The sequence below is a fragment of the Fluviicoccus keumensis genome (genome assembly GCF_004217445.1).
GTDB lineage: Bacteria > Pseudomonadota > Gammaproteobacteria > Pseudomonadales > Moraxellaceae > Fluviicoccus > Fluviicoccus keumensis.
In genome coordinates this window covers 616,002-636,995 of record NZ_SHKX01000010.1, presented here as the reverse complement: position 1 = coordinate 636,995, position 20,994 = coordinate 616,002, and the positions used below count along the sequence as shown (strand labels likewise).

The following is a 20,994-nucleotide window of genomic DNA, read 5'->3' as shown; positions in this document are numbered from 1 at the left end:
CTCGTCTCCATTTCCCGCTTTTGTTGTTTTTTGCCAATCTTGCTTGGCGCATTTGTGAACTGCATCTAGAATAGGTGCCAGCAAATGACATCCGAATCCCAGGAGGACCTCGATGAAACTGAACCGGACTGCTCTCGCTGTCATTCTGGCAGCCCCCATGGCCATGGCCCATGCTGCTGCTTTAACCGTCACCCCGCTGGTTGGCATGTACACTGCTGACGAACCCTCCGGCGCGAAGATTGATGATGGCGTCTATGCCGGTCTGGCTGCCGGTGTCAAGTTCACCGACTCCCTGGCGCTGGAAGCCGAATATGGCAAAAGCGGCGATACCAAGCTTCTCGGCGGCCATGTGCTGTTCTCGCCCGAGAGCTTTCAGGGCGCCACGCTGTCCCCGTACGTTCTGGGCGGTTTTTCGCGTAGCAAAATCAGCTCCACGCCTTATGTTTCCCAAGATACCACCATGGATCTTGGCGCCGGCGCCTTCTACAGCCTGACCGACAGACTCTCCCTGCGCGGAGAGCTGCGCGCGGTGCACAACTCTGACAAGAGCCTGACCAATTACCTGGCTGTGGTGGGTCTGCAACTGGCGTTCGGTGAAATCAACGAGCCCACGTACGCCCCCGAGCAGCCCGCGCCGGTGAAGCCGGAAGCCTACATTCCCGCCGATACCGACGGTGACGGCGTGGTCGATGCCAACGATCGTTGCGTCAATACCCCGGCCGGCTGGGAAGTCGGTACCGACGGTTGCCCGCTCGACTCTGACAAGGACAAGGTGCCGAACAGCATTGATGAATGCCCGAACACTCCGCTGGGTCAACCGGTCGGCGCCAATGGCTGCCCGATGGATGATGACAAGGATGGCGTGATCAACGTCAACGACAAGTGCCCGGCTACCCCGGCGAACGAAGTGGTTGATGACAAGGGCTGCACCAAGACCGTGACCATCGCCAAGACCGAGAAGATTGAAGAGAAGATCAATATCGTCTTCGATTCCGGCCAGGCCGTGATCAAGCCCGCCTTCGAGAAGGAAGTGGCCAAGATCGCCGATATGGCCAAGGCCAACGGCAATGCCTTCATCACCATCGAGGGTCATACCGATTCTTCAGGCAACCCGGCGAAGAACAAGCAACTGTCGCAACAACGCGCTGACGCTGTACGCATGAAGCTGATCAATGACTTCAAGGTTGATCCGGCCCGTGTTACCGCGATTGGTTTCGGTTCCTCCAAGCCTGTGGCCGACAACAAGACGGCTGAAGGCAAGGCGCAGAACCGCCGCGTGATCGCCGTCCTGACCGCCGAGAAGCAAACCTCGGAAGTCCAGAAGGTGACCAAGCCGGCTGCCAAGAAGGCCGCGGTGAAAGGCAAGAAGAAAGGCAAGAAAGCTGCCAAGAAGAAGTAATTCTTCGCGGTGACTGAAGCCTGCAACGGCCACCCAAGGGTGGCCGTTGCGCTTTTTGTCAGCAATTCATCCCGTCGTCATGCGTCTTGCGCTATACTGCGCGCCCTTTCCTCTCCGCAAGTGCTTCGTGACTGTTATGTCTATCCAGAATCTCCGCAACATCGCCATCATCGCCCACGTTGACCACGGTAAAACGACCCTGGTGGACAAGCTGCTGCAGCAATCCGGAACTTTCGGCGAGCGTGCGGGTGAAATCGAACGCGTCATGGACTCGAATGCACTGGAAAAGGAACGCGGGATCACCATTCTGGCCAAGAATACCGCCATCAAGTGGCGCGACTACCGCATCAATATCGTGGATACCCCGGGTCACGCCGACTTCGGCGGTGAAGTCGAGCGCGTGCTGAGCATGGTCGACTCCGTGCTGCTGCTGGTGGACGCCGTGGACGGCCCGATGCCGCAAACCCGCTTCGTGACCATGAAGGCGTTTGCCCAAGGCCTGAAGCCGATCGTCGTCATCAACAAGGTTGACCGCCCGGGCGCCCGTCCCGACTGGGTCATCGACCAGGTCTTCGACCTGTTCGACAAGCTGGGCGCCACCGAAGAGCAGCTGGACTTCCCGATTGTCTACGCCTCGGCCCTGAACGGCGTTGCCGGTCTGTCGCTGGACACCATGGCCGAAGACATGACGCCGCTGTTCCAGTCGATCATCGACCGCGTCAACCCGCCGGAAGTGGATGCCGAAGGCCCGTTCCGCATGCAGATTTCCTCGCTGGATTATTCCAGCTATGTCGGTGTTATCGGCATCGGCCGCATCCAGCGCGGCAAGGTCAAGACCAACACCAACGTCGTCATCGTCGACAAGGACGGCAAGCGCCGTAACGGCCGCATCCTGCAAATCATGGGTCACCACGGCCTGCAGCGCGTGGAAGTTCCCGAAGCCCAGGCCGGCGACATCATTTGCGTCACCGGCATGGAAGGCCTGAACATTTCCGACACCCTGTGCGATCCGATGAATGTCGAAGCGCTGCCGGCGCTGAGCGTGGACGAACCGACGGTGTCCATGACCTTCCAGGTCAACACCTCGCCGTTCGCCGGAAAGGAAGGCAAGTACGTGACTTCCCGCGTCATCCGCGACCGTCTGGACCGCGAGCTGATCCACAACGTCGCCCTGCGTGTCGAAAACACCGACAGCGCCGACCGCTTCAAGGTCTCCGGCCGTGGCGAACTACACCTGTCGGTGCTGATCGAAAACATGCGCCGCGAAGGTTTCGAGCTGGGCGTGTCGCGTCCGGAAGTGATCATGAAGGAAATCGACGGCGTGATTAACGAGCCGTACGAAACCGTCATGTTCGACGTCGAAGAGCAGCATCAGGGCGCGGTGATGGAGCAACTGGGCCTGCGCAAGGGCGAGATGACCGACATGGTCGTCGACGGCAAGGGCCGTATCCGCATCGAGGCCACCGTGCCGTCGCGCGGTCTGATCGGCTTCCGTTCCGAGTTCCTGACCATGACCTCCGGCACCGGCATCATGACATCGAGCTTCTCGCACTATGCCCCGGCCAAGCCGGGCGCGGTCGCCAAGCGCCAGAACGGCGTGCTGGTGTCGATGGTGCAGGGCACGGTATTGGGCTACGCCTTGTTCACCTTGCAGGAACGCGGCCGCCTGTTTGCCTATCCCGGCCTGGAAGTGTATGAAGGCATGGTCGTCGGTATCAACTCGCGCGGCGACGACATGGTGGTGAACCCCACCAAGGCCAAGCAGCTGACCAACATCCGCGCCGCCGGCACCGATGAAAACATCATCCTGACCCCGCCGATCCGCTTCACGCTGGAACAGGCGCTGGAGTTCATCGAGGATGACGAACTGGTTGAAGTGACGCCGAAGTCGATCCGCGTGCGCAAGAAGTACCTGACCGAAAACGAGCGCAAGCGCGCCGGTCGCGGTGGCTAACCGCCTGTCTGGCGTTTGATACCGTTTACCCCGTCAAATCGCCCGGAAATCTGGGCGATTTGCGTTTTGTGGGGTATACCACTATTGTTGAAATATTTATGACCGCCGCTAAAACCATTCCGATGGTGAGGAGAGGTGCGGTATAAACCCACGTTAAGGATGCTGTCCATGCCCACCCATAATTTTGCCATCGCCATGATTGCCGAAGAGCACCAGAAAGCTCTGGTCAAGTCCTTGCTGGTTTCATTCGGGGATCGGGGCGATAACCAGTGGCGTTTTACCGAAAATGAAGCGGAAGCGGATGTGGTGGTGGTCGACCTGGATTTGTATGCGCAGCGTCTGCCGCTGAAGAACGCGAAGTTCGGCAGTCTGGTGGTCAGTTATGCCGCCCAGATGCCGCCCAGCCCGCCGTCGCCGTTCCTGATGACCAAACCGGTTCGCGGCCGTGAGTTCGTCAAGTTGCTGGAGCGTCTGGAAGACGTGTTCAAGGCGGATGATGAAGATGAATTCGCCCAGACCCAGCGCCGGATCGTGCTGTAAGCGCTGCGAAAACCCAATGAAAAAGGGCTGCCAATGGCAGCCCTTTTTCATATGTACCGATCCTGAAGCGTTTGGTCAGGGTTGTGCGGCGGTATCGGTCGCGCCAGCCGGGGCGGGTTCAGCGGCCGGTTTTTTCTTGAACATGCCGCCCAACCCCTTCACCAGTCCTCCCGCTACATTTCCCGCCACCCCGGCGCCGGGAACGCCGCTTTTCGCCAGGGCGTTGGTGGTGGCTTGCGAGGCAGCGTCGGAGGCGACCTCGGTAACGACGCCGCCTGCGGTAGCCGGAGCTGCCTCGGACGGTGTGCCGGTTGCGGCCGGAGCTTTGTTGCCGCCGTTCACCGCATTCGTGACGGTGGTTTCGGCTCCCTTGCGCAAGATTTGGCCGCCGATATCACCCAAACCCCAGGCCAAGGCCTGACTTGATGCGGCTCCGGTGATCAGGGCCGCCAAAATCCAGCGTTTCATGATGGTTCTCCATACGTGAGGCAAAGCATCAGTGAGACCCGGCAGCCGCCGCGGCGTCATCCGGTCGAAACCGACCGTGGCGGCTTTGGAGTCTTGATGGATATTTGCACTGGCTGTATGGGGCGACAACCCTACCGTGGTGGGGGATCAGCGGCTGAGGAAGGACGCCAGCACGGCGTTCAGGTGGTTGTAGCCGATGCCGGAGCAGGCCCAGCGGTTCCCGTCGCGGGTCAGCAGTCCGCGCGCCTGCAGGTCGCAAATGACAGGCTCCACCCGTTCCAGCGCCAGCCCGGTGCGCTCGTGGAACAGGCGGCTGTCGACGCCATGTTTCAGGCGCAGCGCGTTCATCATGAACTCAAAGGCCAGCTCATCCTCGGCCACGCGATCCGGCCCCACCCGCGCCAGCCCCTGCGGGGCAGCGGCCAGATAGTCCTTGGGCAACCGCGTCTTGCGATAGCGCAGGATGCCGTCCGCTGTCGTCACCTTGCCGTGCGCGCCCGCGCCGATGCCCAGATAGTCGCCAAATTCCCAGTAATTGAGGTTGTGGCGCGACGGCCGCTCGGCGCTGTAGGCGGAAACTTCGTACTGCGCCAGCCCGTGCGCCGCCAGCAGCGCCTGCCCTGCCTCCTGGATGGCCCAGAGTGCGTCGTCTTCCGGCAGCACCGGCGGCTGGCGGTAGAAGGCGGTGTTCGGTTCGATGGTCAGTTGGTACCACGACAGGTGCGGCGGCGCGAACGCCAGCGCCTGGCGCAGGTCGTCCAGCGCGCCTTCCACGGTCTGGCCGGGCAGGCCGTGCATCAGGTCAAGGTTGAAGTTGTCGAAACCGGCATCCTTCACGGCCTGGATGGCGCGATGGGCTTCGTCGCGGCCGTGGATGCGGCCCAGCTTCCGCAACTGTTCCGGATCAAAACTCTGGATGCCCAGCGAGATGCGGTTGATGCCCGCCTCGCGGTAGCCCTCGAAACGGCCGTGTTCCACCGTGCCGGGGTTGGCTTCCAGCGTGATCTCGACGTCGGGGGCGAATGCCAGGCGTGCCTTCAGCCCAGCCATCAACGTCTGATAGGCTTCCGGCGAAAACAGCGACGGCGTGCCGCCGCCGACAAACATCGAGCGGATTGGCCGGTCCGCCACCCAACACAGGTCTTCGTCCAGATCGCGCAGCAGTGCCGAAACGTACTCGGCTTCGGGTAAACTCGCCGGGCTGGCGTGCGAGTTGAAGTCGCAGTAGGGGCATTTGCGCACGCACCAGGGCACATGCACATACAGACTGAGCGGCGGAAGCGGGAGAGGCATAAATGGCGTACTGGCTGATGAAATCGGAACCGTCGGTGTTCGGGATCGACCACCTGATCGATCGCAAGGTGGCGCTGTGGGACGGGGTGCGCAATTATCAGGCACGCAACTTCCTGCGGCAAATGCAAAAGGGCGATCTGGCCTTTTTTTATCACTCCAATTGCGAGGTGCCGGGCATTGTCGGGTTGATGCGCATTGCGAAGGAGGGCTATCCCGACCCGACGCAGTTCGATCCGGAGCACAAATACTTCGACCCCAAGTCGCCCGCCGACAACCCGCGCTGGACCGGCGTCGATGTCGAATTCGTGGAGAAGTTCAGCGGCACGCTGTCGCTGGCCGACCTGAAAACCCTGCCGGAACTGGCCGAGCTGGCGTTGGTGCGCAAGGGTAACCGGCTGTCGCTGATGCCGGTCAGCGAGGAACAGTGGCAGGTGATGCTGGCGTTGTGCCAACGCGCGTAATCGCGATTCCGCCGGGCGGCGCGTTTCGTTGCCCGGCGGTAACGCTCTGTCGCCGTCGTAAGCGGCTTCTGTAAAGACATGTCATCCTTAAGGTTATTTTAAGGTTCACCGGCCACTGGCCCGCTAGGCTCGCCCCCAATCCGGATTTCCCCCGATAGAACGGGAAACCGGCAACCTACTGGTGGCCGCCATGACGCATGTTCCTCCCCGTCGTTCCCCGATTTCCATCCTGTTGCACTGGCTGACCCTGTTGCTGCTGGCGGTGCTGGTCGCGGCCATCCTGGTTCGCGACGATATGGAAGGTAAGCCCCTCAAGCTGTTGTTGCTCAATGCTCACCGTTCGCTGGGCCTGCTGGTGCTGGGCGTACTGATTCCCCGTTTCCTGTTATGGCTGAACCATGAAATACGCCATGGCAAGTCGGCCGAACCCAACCTCTGGCTGCGCCTGTCCGCCTTCGGGGCGCATTTCGCCATTTTCGGCTTCCTGTTTGTATTACCCGTGCTGGGCTGGATGGCCTCCAGCGCCCGTGGCCAGACCGTATCGGTGTTTGGCCTGATTCCGCTGCCGCCGCTCACGGGCATGGACACGGATTACGCGGACGACCTGGTGCACTACCACGAAGTCGGCGCCTGGATACTGGGCGGGCTGGTAACCCTGCATGTCGCCGCCGCGCTCTGGCACCACTTCATTCGCGGGGATCATGTCCTGGTCAACATGTTGCCCAAGCGCTTCGTCAAGACTTCAAAACAAGAACTTTCCCAACTCTCTCAAGGAGAATCCTGATGTCCCTGTTCCCTGCGGGCAAGCACTTGCTTGCCCGGCTGGCCTGTGTTGCCCTGCCGGTGCTGGCTGCCGCCAATGCTCATGCCCTGCCGTCCTTCGCCCGCCAGACCGGTGAAGAGTGCGCTGCCTGCCATATCGGCGCGTATGGCCCGCAACTCACCCCGCACGGTATCGCCTTCAAGCTGAACGGTTACACGGACGGGAATGGCAAGGCTTCCCTGCCGTTCTCGGGCATGGTGGTGGCGTCGTTAGCGCATACTTCCAAGGATCTGTCCGCTCCCCCGACCGATCATACCTCGCTGAACGACAATGCCTTGCTGCAGGAAATTTCCGGCTTCGCCGCCGGCAAGCTCAGCGATCATGTCGGCGGTTTTGCCCAAGTGACCTACTCGGGCGCCGAGCACAAGGTCTCGATGGATAATCTGGATGTGCGCTATGCCACAACGCTGCAAAATAATGCGATTGTGGGCGTCAGCGTCAACAACAACCCCGGTTTGCAGGACCCGTTCAACACGTTGCCGGCCTGGCGATTTCCCTATACCTCGACGGAGCTGGTTCCGGGTGCGGCCGGGACGATTCTGGACGGCGGTCTGGCGCAGCAGGTGGTGGGTGCGACGGCTTATGGCCTGTTCGCCAACCATATTTATGCGGAAGCCGGTTTGTACAAGTCGATGTCGCGGAATGTGCTCGACAAGCTGATGAACATCCAGCCGGAGGGCAAGCTGGCCAGCGCCGCGCCCTATGCGCGACTGGCCTATTACCGTGACATGCACAAACAGGCGTTCTCCGCCGGAGTGGTGGCTTTCAACGCCAATATCCAGCCTGATCCGGCTTCGGACCTGACCAACAAGTATCGTGATCTGGGTGTGGATGCGGCCTGGCAGTTCCTCGGCACCCGCCGTCATATCTGCACCATCAGCGGCAGTTATATCCACGAAAAGCAGACGCTGGACGCCAGCTTCGCCGCCGGGGATTCCGCCAATCCGACGGCGACCCTCAACCAGCTCAACATCAATACTTCGTACACCTTTGACCAGACCTATGGCCTGACGCTGGGCGCATTCCGCACCACCGGCAGCGAGGATACCGGCCTGTATGCTCCCGCCGCTGATACCGGCAGCAACAACGGCAAGCCGGACACGCAGGGCTATACCGTCCAGACTGACTGGACGCCGTGGGGCAAGGAGTCGTCCTGGGGGTCGCCGTGGGCCAATGTCCGGGTCGGCCTGCAATACACCAACTACACCAAGTTCAATGGCGGCAGCACCAACTATGACGGTTCCGGTCGCGACGCCAAGGACAACAACACCCTGTTCGGTTTTGTCTGGACATCATTTTGAGGAATGCGCCGATGAAGGCTGACAACGTTTTTCACCAAGGCTTGCTGGCGTTGGGCGTGCTGCTGGCGTTTACCGCGCCGGTGCATGCGGCCAACAACCCGGCCAACGGCCAGAAGGTTTTTGCCGAAGAATGCTCCGAGTGTCACAGCGCCAAGCAGGGCAAGAACAAGAAGGGACCGTCATTGTTCGGCGTTGCCGGGCTGGCGGCGGCGCGGACGCCCGATTTCGAGTATTCGGACGCGATGAAGAAGAGCGGCCTCGTCTGGAGCAGCGACAAGCTGGACCGGTATCTGACTAATCCGAAGTCGCTGGTGCCGGGCGGAAAGATGAAGTATGACGGTCTGGACAACGCGGATAGCCGCAGCGACCTGATCGCTTATCTGCTGACCCTCAAGTAACTTTGGGAGAACAAAAACGGCCCCGCTTGGGGCCGTTTTTGTTGAGTCGCCGATCAGGGACTGCCCAGCAGGTTGGCCAATTCATCGGCGGCTTCCGACCACTCGGCGTCGTCGGCCAGCGCTTCGCGCAGGAAAGCGGCTTGCGACGGGTTCCAGAAGCCCGCATCCGCCAGGGAGGTGTCGGGCGGCAAGCAGTGTGTCCCGGTAAACCGGGCAATCGACGATGCGTCAGCCGGCAGGCCCAATTGGGCGAAGAGGGCGGGCAGGGTATGTTTTCCGGTGTCCATGATCAGTGCTCCGGTGGAGTGGGCCTGAGGTCAGTATAGGCCCCGCCCGTCATTTTTCCTGTCGGGAGCACGCGGTTCTCAGTTTTCCCGCAACACATCCATCGGCGATACTGTCCACACCCGGCGCATGCCCGCCAACCCCACCGCCAGCGTCAGCATGGCGCTGGTCCCCGGCACCGCCAGCCACCACAACGGATGCATGGTCGGCGTGCCTTCCAGCAGTTGCACGGTCAGCACCGCCAGCAGGATTTCATTGAGCAGCACGGCCAATAATCCCGCCATGCCGCCCAGCACCAGCAACTCCATACCGGCGCGGCGCTGCAACTGCCCCCGCTTCGCCCCCAGCGCCCGCAACAGCGCCGCCTCCTGCCGCCGCCCGTCCAGCCCGGCGGCGATGCCGGTCAGCAGCACCAGCACGCCCGCCAGCACCACGAACACCAGTACCGCCTGCACCGCGTCCGCCAGCTGGTCCATCAGCTTCTGCAGTTCCGCCATGATCTGGCCGATATCCGCGAACACCACGGTGGGGAAGCCGCGCACCAGGGTGCTCATCGCCGTCTTGTCGGCGTCCGGGACATGAAAGCTGGCCAGATAGCTGGCCGGATAGCTTTCCAGCAACTGCCGGGGAAAGACCAGATAGAAGTTGGGGCGGAAGTTGTTCCAGTCGACCGTGCGCAGGCTGGTGATACGCGCCTCGACACTGCCTTCCGCCATTTGCAGGCGCAGGCTGTCGCCCAGCTTCAGGTCGAGGCGTTTCGCCAGTTCGGCCTCCACCGAGACTTCGGCGGCGTCGGGCTTGAACCATGCGCCTTCGGTCAGGGTGTTTTCCTCGGGCAGGATGTCGCTCCAGGTCAGGTTCAGCTCGCGGTCCAAGGCATTGTCGCGGTTGCCGGAATCCGGTTCAGCCTCGGCCGGTTTCTGCACCGCCTTGCCGTTGATCGCCACCAGCCGTCCGCGCACCACCGGATAGAAGGGGGAGGATCGCCAGTGATGTTGTTGAATGACCGCCTGTAACGGCTGCACCTGATCGGCGGGAATGGCGATGGCGAACTGGTTGGGGGTGTCGGCGGGCAGGTCGGCGCGCCATTGCGCCAGCAGCTCGCTGCGCAGGCTGAAGACCAGCAGCATGGCGGTGAGGCCCAGACCCAGCGCCAGCACCTGGCTGATGGTGGCCGCTGGTTGGCGCGCCAGTCCGTCCAGCGCCTGCGCCAGCCGGGACTGACCGCCGCCGCGCTGCCGCCAGCGCCGCAGCGCCAGCCACAACAGGCCGCCGCAGAGGGCCGCCAGCCCCAGGCCGCCCAGCAGCACCAGCGAGGTCAGCCAGAGTTTGCCGGTTTCCAGCGTCATAAGCAGGAACAGGGCGGCCAGCGCCAGCGCGGTCAGGCGCAGCGTCGACCAGTCCGCCGGTTGCAGTTCGCGGCGCATCACCCGCAGCGGCGGCACCTGTGCCAGCTTGAGGAAGGCGGGCAGGGCAAACCCGGCCAGCGTCAGCGTGGCGGTGGCGACGCCGGTCAGCAGCGGCCGGGCAATGGCGAATTCCAGCGTGGTTACCGGCAGCAGTCCGGCCAGCAGCCGGTGCAGCCCCTGCGCGGCGAGAAAACCGGCCAGGCCACCCGCCAGCATCGCCGTCAGCCACAGGAACAGCAGCTGCCAGCCGAACAGCGTCAGCAGTTGCCGGCGGGTGCCGCCCAGACAGCGCATCAGCGCCAACGCATCCAGATGGCGGTCGGCATAGCGGCGGGTGGCCAGGGCGACGGCAATGCCCGACAGCAGCACGGCGGCGATGGCGGCCAGGCTGAGATAGCTGCCCGCGTTATTGATCGGGTCGCTGACGCGCTTGTTACCGCTGCTCACGTCCCGCAGGCGTTCGTGCGGCTCGAGCCGCGGTTTGCCCCAGGCCTGGTAGGTTTGCAGGGCGGAAGGCGGTCCGGCCAGCAGCAGCCGGTAGTTGACGCGACTGCCCGGTTGCAGGATGCCGGTGGCGGGTACATCGGCCAGGTTCATGATCAGGCGGGGCGACAGGGCGGCGAAGCCGTTGCTGCGGTCGGCGTCGCGATCGAGGATGGCGGTGATGCGCAGCGTCGATTCGCCGATTTGCAGGGTATCCCCGTCTTGCGCCTGCAACAGGCCCAGCAGGCGTTCCTCCACCCAGACCGTCCCGGCTGCCGGAATACCGGTCAGGCCGTTGCGCAGCTTCAGTTCGCCGCGCAGGGGGTAGCCGGGGCTGACGGCTTTCACGGTCACCAGCTGGAACTGCTCGCCATGCTGCGCCATGCTGCCGAATTCCAGTGTTTGAGCCTGACGCAGCTGCAGGCGCTGCGCTTCGTCCACCCACATCGGCCGGAGGCCGCGCGTGCTGCTCAGCACCAGATCCGCGCCCAGCAGTTGCGCGGCCTGCTGGCGCATCGCCTGTTCCAGGCTGGTGCTGAAGAAACGCAGGCTGGTGGTGGCGGCGACGGCTAGCGCCAGCGCCGCCAGCAGCAGCGTCAGTTCCCCGGCGCGCCAGTCGCGGCGCAGCAGCCGCCAGGCCAGCGCCCTCATGCTTCCGGCTCCCGCAGGCGGCCGCTGTCCAGGCGCAGGCTGCGGCCGCAGCGTTGCGCCAGCGCCGGGTCGTGCGTCACCAGCACCAGCGTCGCGCCCTGTTCGCGGTTCATGGCGAACAGCAGCTCGATGATCTGCTGGCCGGTGCGGGCGTCAAGGTTGCCGGTAGGTTCGTCAGCAAAGAGGATTTGCGGGCGGCAGGCAAAGGCGCGGGCGATGGCCACCCGTTGCTGTTCGCCGCCGGAGAGCTGGCGCGGCGTGTGTTGCAGCCGTTCGCCCAGTCCCACCCGTTGCAGGCAGTCGATGGCCAGCGCCCGGTCCTCGCGCCCCGCCAGCGGCAGCAGCACGTTTTCCAGCGCCGACAGGTGCGGCAGCAGGTGGAAGGACTGGAAGACGAAGCCGACATGCCGCTGGCGCACTGCCGCGCGGCCGTCTTCATCCAGCCGGCTCAGGTCGTGGCCCAGCAGCGTCACCGAGCCGCCGGACGGCGTATCCAGCCCGGCCAGCAGGCCCAGCAGCGTCGATTTGCCGGAGCCGGACGCACCGACAATGGCGACACTTTCCCCGGCGCGCACCGTGAAATCGGTCTGTTGCAGAATGGTGAGCGGGCCGTCCGGACCGGCGACGCTTTTGCTAAGGTGGCTGACAACCAGAGCATTTTCGGGAACTGTAGTCATGATGCGAGTGAAGGCTGTCCTGCTGGCGGGGCTGCTGGCGTCGACCCTGTCGGCGCAGGCGGCCACGGTGGTGGTTTTCGGCGATAGTATCAGCGCCGCCTATGGTCTGGAGGTCAACAAAGGCTGGGTTGCAAAACTGCAACAGAGGCTGGACCGCGAGCAGCCGGGCAAGCACCAGGTGATCAACGCCAGCGTCAGCGGCGAAACAACGCAGGGCGGGCTGCTGCGCCTGCCCAAGGTCCTGAAGCAATACCAACCCGATGTGCTGGTGCTGGAACTGGGCGGCAACGACGGCCTGCGCGGCCAGCCGCTGCCGCTGATGGCCAAGAACCTGACGGCGATGATCACCCAGGCGCGGCAGCAGCACAGCCGGGTGCTGCTGGTCGGCATGCGTATTCCGCCCAATTACGGCAAGGCCTACACCGAAGCCTTTGCCGCCACCTTCCCCCAAGTCGCCAAGGCGACGAAGACGCCGTTGCTGCCCTTCCTGCTGGAGGGCGTCGGCGGCCGTCCGGAACTGATGCAGGACGACGGCATCCATCCCAATGCGCAGGCGCAGGACCGGCTGGCGGACAACGTCTGGCCGTACCTGAAGCCGCTGCTCAAGCCCTGAAGTGACCGTCGGGTTTCGTTTTCCGCTTCCCCTGCGGCCTCCGGCTTGCTAAATTGATAGTTCCAAAAAAGAACTTGAGTAAAGGCGATGTCGTTTGCAACGATGATGGCTGACGCGAAGGCGTCGGCGCAGGTGGAAATCGAGGCGGGCTGGGGACAGGGACGCGCCAGTTTCGGCGGGCTGGTGGCGGCGGTGCTGCTGGCGCGCCTGTCAGCGGAAGTGCCGTCGGACCGGCGGCTGCGCTCGCTGTCGGTTTCCTTTGTCGGGCCGGTGGCGCCGGGTCCGGCAACGCTGGAAGCGACCGTGTTCCGCAGCGGCAAGTCGGTGACGCAGGCCGAGGCGCGCCTGTTGCAGAACGGTGAAGTGCAGGCGGTGCTGCTGGCCAGTTACGGCACGCACCGCGAATCAACCGTGCGCGTTCCCTCCGTGGAGTTGACGGACATTCCGATCCCGGCGAACGGCCGCACCATGCCCTTCCTGCCGGGCCGCATGCCGGACTTCCTGCAGCAGTTCGAGATGGCCTGGGCGGAAGGCGGCTTCCCGTTCACGGGTCAGGACAAGCCTGACTTCAGCGGCAGTGTCCGTTTTCGCGACACCTCCGCCCCGTTTACGCTCGAACATTTCGTGGCCTTGGTGGACGCCTGGCCGCCGTCGGTGTTGCCGATGCTGAGCACGTTGGCCCCCGCCAGCACGCTGTGCTGGACGCTGGAACTGCTGGAGGAGGCGCTGGACCCGGACCCGACGGCCTGGTGGCATTACCGTGTCCGTACCGACCTCGCCGCTGACGGCTACGGCCACGCCGAGGCGCGGCTGTGGGCGGCCGACGGGCGTCTGGTCGCCGTCAGCCGCCAGACGGTCACGGTGTTTGCCTGACCCTTACTGCAAGGTTGTCCCGGCGGGAACGACGGTCTGGCGGCGTTGCTCCAGCTGCCGCTCCAGCCGGTTGTAGGCCTGCTGCATCTGGCTGTCGCGGGTCTGCTGCTTCTTGGCCTGCAAGGCCTGGTTGAAGGCCTCGTACGGCATCTTCAGCAGGATGTAGGTCTGGAAACGGCCGTTGATGGCCACGGTTTCCCGCTTCACTTCCTCGCAGCCCACCACCGACACGTAATCCACCAGCGAGGTGATGACGCTGTCGTACTGGCCGCTGGCGCTGCCGTTGTTGTCCTGCTGGATCATGCGCTCGTTCCCGGCCAGTTCCTGCTGCAGGTTCTTGGCCAGCGCGTATTCCGCCTGCAATTGCGCCTTCTTCAATGCCAGCGGCAGCTTGTCGCTTTCGCCGATGCCCAGCGCGAAGATGCCGGTGCTGTCCGGGCGGGGCGTCGCCTGCGCCCAGGCGGGCATGGCGTCGATGGCCTTTTCGGCCTGAAGCTGGGCGGACTCGCGACGTTTCTGGTCGAGATGGGCTTCTGCCTTGGCCAGTCCGGCGGCGCTGGGGGAGGAGCTGCAACCTTGCAGCAGGACGATGCTGAATGCCGAGGCGGCGAAAAGGGGTTTGAGCAGCGTGTTCATGGTCTTTTTTCCTGGGTCAGGCATCGGATGATGCTGTCAGGGGAAAAGCAAGGGGAGTGCCAGAACGGGAATTGGTGATAAACCCTTTTAAAACAACGATATTTCAGGTGGTGTGAATCGTTCAAGCGGGAGTGATCCGGCATTTTCCGGCAGGTCACCTGCAAAAAATGCCGGTCAAGTTCAGCCCGAATGCGCCAGCCACTCCCGCAGTTCCTGCTCGAAACAGGCGGTAAACACCTCCGGATGCGGAATCATGCCCTTGTCGGCGGAAATGCCCATCGTCAGCGTGTCCTGATAGCTGAACACGCTCAGGCCGACGCCCATCTTGCCCGACTGCGGCCCGAAGAACACCATGTTGCGGATCGCTTCCCCGGCGAAAAACAGCTGCTCGCGCGGGCCGGGCACGTTGGTCATGGTCGAGGAGGCGTTGTCGTTGAAAGCGTCCATCAGTGCGTGCTGCACGCCGCGCGGCAGCGTGCCCATCACCGACAGCGAGAAATAGGCCAGCACCGCTTCCTTACCGCTCTTGATTGCGTCCATGCCCGCCTTCACCGCGCGCAGGCGGCCGACCGGATCGGCGACGCCCACCGGCAGCGGCAGGTAGATGAACCCGACCTGGTTGCCCAGCACGATCGGTCCGTCCAGCGGCCGCACGTTCACCGGCACCAGCACGCGGAAGGTAATGCCGTCCACCGGCTCGTTGCTCTGCTGGAAGTAGCGGCGCACCGCTCCGGCAGTGGCGGCCAGCACCACGTCGTTGATCTTGCCGCCGTGGGCGTGCGCCAACTTCTTGATGTCCTGCAAGGGCAATTGTCCAGACCAGGCGGTGCCGCGCTGCCCGGTCAGCGGGTGTTTGAAGCTGGTGCGGCTGTCGGGCAGCATCAGCATGCGCGGAAAGGCGACGATCAACTCCCACAACAGTTTCAGTGGGTGATGCTTGGGACGGGAAGCACGCGGGGCCTCGGTGGTATTCTCGACGGCGGCCGCAGCCTTGTCGGTCAGCGACAGCAGTACCCGTACCAGCGCGATGCCGTCGGCGTTGCAGTGATGGATGCGGACGATGATCGCCGCGCCGTCCGGGTGGTTCGGCACCACTTCCAGATCCCACAGCGGATGCTCGAAGTCCAGCTTCTGCCCGGACAGCGTGTCCACGTGCGCCTGAAAGGTTTGCAGCGACGGCTCGGGCAGCGGACGGAAATGCAGGTGGCGATCCAGTTGGAAGTCTTCGTCATCTTCCCAATAGCGGTGGCCGTTGCGCAGGCGCGGCACCTGGCGGAAGCGGTCGAATTTCAGCAGCCGCTCCGTAATCAGCTGTTCCAGCGCCGCCTTTTCCGGCGCGCGGTCGAAGAACAGGATGCCGACCACGATCATGTGGTTCACGTCCCGCTCCATGCTGTACCAGCAGTTGTCGCCCGCCGTCATCGCGTCAGGGGTGTTTTCCGGGCGGAAGGTCAGCCAGGTGCTGGTGATGAACGGCAGGATCAAGGCACCCAGTCCCCAGCCGGGCACCGAGCGCTTCAGGTGGAAAGCGAGCAGCAGCGTCCCCAGCGTCGCGGTCAGGTGGCAGGCCAGGAAGCCGGGCAGGGCGTGCGGCAGGTTCATGAACAGGCCGAGCAGGCCCAGCCCGTTGGCGGCGCGGATGGCGAACTTCAGCGTGGCCACGATTCCGGTTGTTGTCATTATCGGCGGTCCCTGAGGATGGGCTTTGACTCAGTATATCGGGGGCGGGTGGGGAGTAAAGCGGGATTCAATCGTCGTCGCCGGAACGCGGGGCGACAAGCCGCGCCACCGCTTCGCCGATGGCCGCATAACCTTCCGCCGAGGGGTGATAGCCGTCCGCCGCCAGATAGCGCGGGTGCATGTCCATGCCGTAGTCCAGCACCCGGCATCCGGGCAGTCCGGCCAGCGCCCGGCGCAGATGGTGATCCATCAGTCCGGCGCGATGACCGATCACGCCGCGCAGCGGTTGCGGCAGGGCGGTGAAGTGGTGCATCGGCGGCAAGGCCAGGAAGGCGACCGGCGCGGGCGTCTGTCGCCGGATGTCGGCGACCAGATGCCGTAGTTGTTCCCGCCAGTGGCGCGGCGAACTGAAGCCGGTGGTGTCGTTGACGCCGATGCTGACCAGCACCAGATCCGCCGCCTGCAGGTCATCCGGCAGCAGGTCGCGGCGCACGTCGCGGATGCGCGCGCCGTTGCGGCCATGCGCCCGCCAGTGCGCCGGGCGGCCGGTCCGGGCGGCAAAGGCTCTGGCGACGGCCAGTCCGTCCGCCTGGTGCGCCACGCCGACTCCGGCCACCGTCGATTCACCGATCACCACCAGCCGCCACGGCGCGCCTTCACCGGCAAAGGCCCCGTGCTGCGGCCCTGCCGCCTCCGGCAGTCGCAGCGCCGTGCGCCGGGTATGCAGCGCCTGCGGCACCGCCACCGGCATCAGCGCGCCGAAATGCAGCCAGAACCGCAGCGAGCGCCACATGGTTCAGCCCAGTTTCCGGGCGTCTTCACTTAGCACCAGGTCGCCGGGCCGCACGTTCATGGTGATTTTTGCGCTGAAGACTTTGACGCCGTGGGTGTCGAACACGTCCACCGGCACCTCGATGTCGCCGCCCGCCGCCCAGTCCAGGCCTTCGCCGCTGGAGACGGCGCGCAGGTCGGTCTTGGCCTTGGCCAGGTATTGCACGCTCATCGCCTTGGGAATCCAGCGGCAACCGGCGGGAATCGAGGCGTCGGTCATGGTTCCGGCCACCAGCTCCGCCATGTTGCACATGGCGATGGCGTGCACGGTGCCGAGGTGGTTGGTGACCTCGCGGCGGAAGGGCATGGTAATTTCGGCGAAATTGGGACGAAGTTCGGTGAACTGGGCGTTAATGGTGCTGAAGAAAGGGGCGATCTGGCCGATCATGCCGCTGAACGCGGCATTGCCGACACTGTTGTACATGGTGAGCAGCTGACTCATGACACATACCTCACGGGACGGAAAAACGTAAGGCCGGATCAACCGGCCTTACGTGTATACGGCAATTCCTGCTTGTTTGCCCCGCGCGGGCGTGAACGGTCAGTTCACTTCTTTTCCGGCGTCCAGCCCTTGGGGCGTTCGTAGTCCGCGTTGCTCAGGAATTTTTCACGCTGCTCGGACAGGAAGGTTTGCGCCTCGGGCTGCATCACGTTGAGATGGTTCTCGTTGATCAGCATCGTCTGGTGCTTCAGCCATTCTTGCCAGGCCTGCTTCGACACGGTGTCGAACAGCGCCTGCCCCTTGGGGCCGGGGAAGGGCGGGAATGCCAGGCCTTCCAGTTCCTGCTGGTATTTGCGGCACATCACGGTACGGGTCATGGTTTTCCTCCTCAGCCGATACGGACGCGGGCGCGCGCCACGGCGGCCAGCACCTGGTTCGGGGCGGTACCGCCGATATGGTTGCGGGCGTTGACCGAACCTTCCAGCGACAGCACGTCAAACACGTCCTGTTGAATGGTATCGCTGAACTGGCGCAGTTCGTCCAGCGTCATCGCGCCGAGATCCTTGCCGGTCTGCACGCCATAGGCCACGGCCTTGCCGACGATTTCATGGGCGTCGCGGAAGGCGGTGCCACGCTTCACCAGATAATCGGCCAGGTCGGTGGCGGTGGCGAAACCGCGCAGTGCCGCTTCGCGCATCGATTCGCGGTTCGGCTTCAGCGCCGGCACCATGTCGGCGAAGGCGCGCAGGCAACCCTTCAGCGTGTCGATGGCGTCGAACAGCGGCTCCTTGTCTTCCTGGTTGTCCTTGTTGTAGGCCAGCGGCTGGCCCTTCATCAGCGTCAGCAGGCTGATCAGGTGGCCGTTGACGCGGCCGCTCTTGCCGCGCACCAGTTCCGGCACGTCCGGGTTCTTCTTCTGCGGCATGATGCTGGATCCGGTGCAGAAGCGGTCGGGAATGTCGACGAACTTGAACTGCTGCGAATTCCACAGGATCAGCTCTTCGCTCATGCGCGACAGGTGGGTGACGGTCAGTGCGGCGGCGGCGCAGAACTCGATGGCGAAATCACGGTCGGACACGGCGTCCAGCGAGTTCTCGCACACGGCCTCGAAGCCCAGCAGCTCGGCGGTATAGGCGCGGTCGATGGGGTAGGTGGTTCCGGCCAGCGCGGCCGAGCCCAGCGGCAGGCGGTTGACGCGCTTGCGGCAGTCGGCCAGGCGCTCGCCGTCGCGCACCATCATCTCGAACCAGGCCAGCAGGTGGTGGCCGAAGGTCACGGGCTGGGCGGTTTGCAAATGGGTGAAACCGGGCATGATGGTGTGGGCCTCGCGTTCGGCAAGGTCGAGCAGGCCGGTCTGCAGGCGGCGGACTTCGCCGAGCAGGAAGTCGATTTCATCGCGCAGGTAGAGGCGGATGTCGGTGGCGACCTGGTCGTTGCGGCTGCGGCCGGTGTGCAGTTTCTTGCCGGTGATGCCGATACGGTCGGTCAGGCGCGACTCGATGTTCATGTGCACGTCTTCCAGGTCGACGCGCCATTCGAAGTTGCCGGATTCGATGTCCGCGCGGATGGCGGTCAGCCCTTCGATGATGGCATCGCGCTCGGCTTCGGTCAGCACGCCGGCGCGGGCCAGCATGGTGGCGTGGGCGATGGAGCCCTGGATATCGTGACGGTACAGTCGCTTGTCAAAATTGACAGACGCGGTGAATTCGGCCACAAAGGCGTCTGTGGCTTCACTGAAGCGACCGCCCCACATGGAAGATGACGTAGTGCTCATAGGGAAATGGAGTCAGGGTGAAAAAATAACGATAACGAGTATATCAGGAATCATGTCCGAAACCCCCCGACCCGCGCCGGACGCCAATACCCCGGCCGGGGATGATTTTTTCCTGCCCGATTTCTGCAATATGGAGGCGGTGCTGAAGCTGCTGGTGGTCAGCCAGTTGCTGGCGGTTTTCCTGCTGATGACGGAAATGGTGACCTTGAGCCCCTTTCCGTGGGTGGCGCTGGGGCTGAAGTCGCTGCTGCTGTCCTGGGTGGCGATGAGTTCGGCCGGCCTGTTCTGCGCTTTGCGCCCGCAATTGATGAAAATGCGTCGCTCCTATGCCGCGTTCGTGATTTTTTTCCTGTTTCTGGCGCTGGTGGCGTTTTTTACCTTTCTGGCCGAAGGCGTGCTGCTGTTCCTGAACATCCGCCAGCCGGGCGAGGTCAAGTTGTTGCTGGCGCTGGTGCGTAATCTGGTCATGGGCGGCATTATCGCCGGGCTGGTGCTGCGGTACTTTTTCTTACAGGAACAGCTGCTGCGCCGTCAGCGCACGGAGCTGACCGCGCGCCTGCAGGCCTTGCAGGCGCGCATACGGCCGCATTTCCTGTTCAACTCGATGAATATTATCGCCAGCCTGATTTCGGTTGACCCGGATCTGGCGGAAGAGGTTGTGGAAGACCTCTCGACCCTGTTCCGCGCCAGCCTCAAGGCCGAAGGCGAGGTGCCGCTGGCGGATGAGCTGTCGTTGTGCGAGCGCTACCTGAATATCGAGAAACTGCGGCTGGGCAGCCGCCTGAACCTCGATTGGCGGGTGGAAAATTTGCCGTTGGGTCTCAGAATTCCCGCGTTGACCTTGCAACCGCTGCTGGAAAATGCCATTTATCACGGAGTGGAACCGGCATCGGGGCCCGCGACCGTAACCATTCTGGTGACATGGACCGGCCAGGAGGTGACGATCGTCATCACAAACCCGTATTATCCGGACAGGCGTAGTCAGCACAAAGGGAACCGTATGGCGCTGGGCAATATCCGGGAACGCTTGCGCGCGCATTACGGGGAAAAGGCTAAACTGCAATCACAAGCAACTGAAAACCTGTACACCACCTACCTGAGTTATCCCTTTGCTCTGGTGCCGCAGGTCGCGAAACCTCTCCAAGAATAGAGATAACAGTGGAGGCCCTATGAAAGTTCTGGTTTGTGACGACGAGGCGTTGGCCCGGGATCGTCTGGTGCGCATGTTGCGCGACGCCGCCAACTGCGAAGTGGTCGGCGAGGCCGAGAACGGCCTGGACGCCCTCAGCAAGGTGGCGACCCTGACCCCCGACCTCGTGCTGCTGGATATCCGCATGCCGGTCATGGACGGCATCGCCTGCGCCGAGGAGCTGGCCCGCTTGCCCAATCCGCCCGCCGTGATTTTCATCACCGCATTTGATGAGCATGCGCTGGCCGCCTTTCAGGTGGAGGCCATTGGCTACCTGTTGAAACCGGTGCGCCGCGACCAGTTGAACGAAGCCCTGTCCCGCGCCACCCGCGTCAACCGCGCCCAGCTGCAGCATATTCGCGAGCAGGCCAACGATGACGGCAAGCCCGGCGCCACCCGTAACCACATCACCGCCCGCACCCACCGCGGCCTGGAACTGGTGCCGCTGGACGAAATCTACTATTTTCTGGCCGACCAGAAGTATGTCACCGTGCGCCATACCAAGGGGCAGGTGCTGATCGACGAAACCCTCAAGGAGCTGGAAACCGAATTCGGCGACCGCTTCATCCGCGTCCACCGCAACGCCCTGATGTCCGCCACCTATCTGGAAGGGTTGGAGCTGCTGCCTTCGGGCCAATACCAGGTCCGGCTCAAGGGGATTCCTGACAAGCTGCTGGTCAGCCGGCGTCATTTGGCGGATATCCGCGATAAAATGCATAATTTGTGATAAAAAGGGTGGCTGCCGCCACCGCCCGCGGACGGCAAACAGAATAACGTCATCACAAAAAGAAGAGCCGCATGCCTTGCGGCTGGG

The 20,994-nt window shown here is 63.4% G+C and carries 22 protein-coding genes; 11 read left to right on the top strand and 11 right to left on the bottom strand.

Features of this window, described 5'->3' with window-relative positions:
* The first annotated feature begins 112 nt into the window (after nt 1–112).
* From EV700_RS03955 to EV700_RS03945, 3 genes are all read left to right on the top strand, one after another.
* A complete protein-coding gene (locus EV700_RS03955; RefSeq protein WP_130411040.1) occupies nt 113–1,399 on the top strand; it encodes an OmpA family protein in 1,287 nt (428 codons plus the stop codon).
* Between the two features lie 136 nt (nt 1,400–1,535).
* On the top strand, nt 1,536–3,353 hold the full coding sequence (gene typA / locus EV700_RS03950) for a translational GTPase TypA (protein ID WP_242610178.1): 1,818 nt from the start codon (nt 1,536–1,538) through the stop codon (nt 3,351–3,353).
* 168 nt (nt 3,354–3,521) lie between these two features.
* Nucleotides 3,522–3,893, top strand: a complete 372-nt coding sequence (locus tag EV700_RS03945; RefSeq protein WP_130411038.1) for a hypothetical protein — start codon at nt 3,522–3,524, stop codon at nt 3,891–3,893.
* Nucleotides 3,894–3,968: 75 nt separating this feature from the next.
* Here the strand turns inward: EV700_RS03945 and EV700_RS03940 are convergent, their stop codons facing one another.
* Together EV700_RS03940 and hemW are read right to left on the bottom strand one after the other, a co-directional pair.
* The gene (locus tag EV700_RS03940) at nt 3,969–4,361 is read right to left on the bottom strand and encodes a hypothetical protein (RefSeq protein WP_130411037.1); all 393 of its coding nucleotides are present in this window, start codon (nt 4,359–4,361) and stop codon (nt 3,969–3,971) included.
* A gap of 147 nt (nt 4,362–4,508) precedes the next feature.
* On the bottom strand, nt 4,509–5,654 hold the full coding sequence (gene hemW / locus EV700_RS03935; RefSeq protein WP_130411036.1) for a radical SAM family heme chaperone HemW: 1,146 nt from the start codon (nt 5,652–5,654) through the stop codon (nt 4,509–4,511).
* 2 nt (nt 5,655–5,656) lie between these two features.
* Between hemW and EV700_RS03930 the strand changes: the two genes are divergently transcribed.
* From EV700_RS03930 to EV700_RS03915, 4 genes are all read left to right on the top strand, one after another.
* Nucleotides 5,657–6,115 (top strand): EVE domain-containing protein, encoded by a 459-nt coding sequence (locus EV700_RS03930; RefSeq protein WP_130411035.1) that lies wholly within the window; start codon nt 5,657–5,659, stop codon nt 6,113–6,115.
* A 190-nt stretch (nt 6,116–6,305) separates the two neighbouring features.
* The gene (locus EV700_RS03925) at nt 6,306–6,899 is read left to right on the top strand and encodes a cytochrome b (RefSeq protein ID WP_130411034.1); all 594 of its coding nucleotides are present in this window, start codon (nt 6,306–6,308) and stop codon (nt 6,897–6,899) included.
* Nucleotides 6,899–8,239, top strand: a complete 1,341-nt coding sequence (locus EV700_RS03920; RefSeq protein WP_207224562.1) for a TonB-dependent receptor — start codon at nt 6,899–6,901, stop codon at nt 8,237–8,239. Before EV700_RS03925 ends, EV700_RS03920 begins: the two co-directional genes overlap by 1 nt.
* An 11-nt stretch (nt 8,240–8,250) precedes the next feature.
* The gene (locus EV700_RS03915; RefSeq protein ID WP_130411033.1) at nt 8,251–8,637 is read left to right on the top strand and encodes a c-type cytochrome; all 387 of its coding nucleotides are present in this window, start codon (nt 8,251–8,253) and stop codon (nt 8,635–8,637) included.
* A 53-nt stretch (nt 8,638–8,690) separates the two neighbouring features.
* Here EV700_RS03915 and EV700_RS03910 read toward each other — a convergent pair whose 3' ends face one another.
* The 3 genes from EV700_RS03910 to EV700_RS03900 all read right to left on the bottom strand — a co-directional run bounded on the left by EV700_RS03910 (nt 8,691) and on the right by EV700_RS03900 (nt 12,142).
* Nucleotides 8,691–8,924, bottom strand: coding sequence for a DUF2789 domain-containing protein (locus EV700_RS03910; RefSeq protein ID WP_130411032.1), 234 nt, complete (start codon nt 8,922–8,924; stop codon nt 8,691–8,693).
* A gap of 78 nt (nt 8,925–9,002) precedes the next feature.
* Nucleotides 9,003–11,465 (bottom strand): ABC transporter permease, encoded by a 2,463-nt coding sequence (locus tag EV700_RS03905; RefSeq protein ID WP_130411031.1) that lies wholly within the window; start codon nt 11,463–11,465, stop codon nt 9,003–9,005.
* The gene (locus tag EV700_RS03900) at nt 11,462–12,142 is read right to left on the bottom strand and encodes an ABC transporter ATP-binding protein (protein WP_130411030.1); all 681 of its coding nucleotides are present in this window, start codon (nt 12,140–12,142) and stop codon (nt 11,462–11,464) included. Before EV700_RS03900 ends, EV700_RS03905 begins: the two co-directional genes overlap by 4 nt.
* On the opposite strand from EV700_RS03900, the gene EV700_RS03895 reads away from it, so the two are divergent.
* Nucleotides 12,141–12,755, top strand: coding sequence for an arylesterase (locus tag EV700_RS03895; protein ID WP_278044893.1), 615 nt, complete (start codon nt 12,141–12,143; stop codon nt 12,753–12,755). The two genes, EV700_RS03900 and EV700_RS03895, sit on opposite strands and share 2 nt — an antisense overlap.
* 87 nt (nt 12,756–12,842) lie before the next feature.
* Entirely contained in the window at nt 12,843–13,628 is a 786-nt protein-coding gene (locus tag EV700_RS03890; RefSeq protein WP_130411029.1) for a thioesterase family protein, read from the top strand.
* A gap of 3 nt (nt 13,629–13,631) precedes the next feature.
* Here EV700_RS03890 and EV700_RS03885 read toward each other — a convergent pair whose 3' ends face one another.
* From EV700_RS03885 to argH, 6 genes are all read right to left on the bottom strand, one after another.
* On the bottom strand, nt 13,632–14,264 hold the full coding sequence (locus EV700_RS03885) for a hypothetical protein (RefSeq protein WP_130411028.1): 633 nt from the start codon (nt 14,262–14,264) through the stop codon (nt 13,632–13,634).
* Nucleotides 14,265–14,444: 180 nt separating this feature from the next.
* Nucleotides 14,445–15,944 (bottom strand): WS/DGAT domain-containing protein, encoded by a 1,500-nt coding sequence (locus tag EV700_RS03880; protein ID WP_130411027.1) that lies wholly within the window; start codon nt 15,942–15,944, stop codon nt 14,445–14,447.
* A 67-nt stretch (nt 15,945–16,011) separates the two neighbouring features.
* Nucleotides 16,012–16,737 (bottom strand): SGNH/GDSL hydrolase family protein, encoded by a 726-nt coding sequence (locus EV700_RS03875; protein ID WP_130411026.1) that lies wholly within the window; start codon nt 16,735–16,737, stop codon nt 16,012–16,014.
* A 3-nt stretch (nt 16,738–16,740) separates the two neighbouring features.
* On the bottom strand, nt 16,741–17,217 hold the full coding sequence (locus tag EV700_RS03870; protein ID WP_130411025.1) for a hotdog fold domain-containing protein: 477 nt from the start codon (nt 17,215–17,217) through the stop codon (nt 16,741–16,743).
* A 104-nt stretch (nt 17,218–17,321) separates the two neighbouring features.
* Complete coding sequence (locus EV700_RS03865) at nt 17,322–17,594, bottom strand: oxidative damage protection protein (RefSeq protein WP_130411024.1); 273 nt, start codon at nt 17,592–17,594, stop codon at nt 17,322–17,324.
* A gap of 11 nt (nt 17,595–17,605) precedes the next feature.
* A complete protein-coding gene (gene argH, locus EV700_RS03860) occupies nt 17,606–18,991 on the bottom strand; it encodes an argininosuccinate lyase (protein ID WP_207224561.1) in 1,386 nt (461 codons plus the stop codon).
* Nucleotides 18,992–19,043: 52 nt separating this feature from the next.
* On the opposite strand from argH, the gene EV700_RS03855 reads away from it, so the two are divergent.
* Nucleotides 19,044–20,141, top strand: a complete 1,098-nt coding sequence (locus tag EV700_RS03855) for a sensor histidine kinase (protein WP_165391322.1) — start codon at nt 19,044–19,046, stop codon at nt 20,139–20,141.
* Between the two features lie 19 nt (nt 20,142–20,160).
* A complete protein-coding gene (locus tag EV700_RS03850) occupies nt 20,161–20,907 on the top strand; it encodes a LytR/AlgR family response regulator transcription factor (RefSeq protein ID WP_130411021.1) in 747 nt (248 codons plus the stop codon).
* The last annotated feature ends 87 nt before the right edge of the window (nt 20,908–20,994 follow it).